This is a genomic window from Micromonospora sp. DT178, from assembly GCF_049841695.1.
In the GTDB taxonomy this organism is placed as follows: Bacteria; Actinomycetota; Actinomycetes; order Mycobacteriales; family Micromonosporaceae; genus Micromonospora.
Genome location: NZ_JBNCKV010000116.1, coordinates 1 through 217, shown reverse-complemented (window position 1 = coordinate 217; position 217 = coordinate 1). Strand labels below are relative to the sequence as shown.

1 protein-coding gene is annotated in these 217 nt (G+C 66.8%); it reads left to right on the top strand.

The annotated features are described in order from the left end of the window. Window positions 1–14 precede the first annotated feature (14 nt). On the top strand, window positions 15–217 hold a 203-nt coding region (locus ACLQ22_RS32220), incomplete at its 3' end, for an acyltransferase domain-containing protein (protein ID WP_425695643.1).

Here is a 217-nt window from a genome sequence, read left to right as displayed (position 1 = left end):
ACGAGGTGCAACAGTTGATCACCGGGTGGGGTGAGGACCTGTCGGTCGCGGCGGTCAACGGCCCGGCGCAGGTGGTGATATCCGGAACCACGGCCGCGTGTGACGAATTCGTCCAGGCGCACGCGCAGCGGGGGGTCCGGCGCATCGCGGTGGACTACGCCTCGCATTCGGTGCAGGTACAGGCGATCCAGGACCAGTTGCACACAGATCTGGCCGA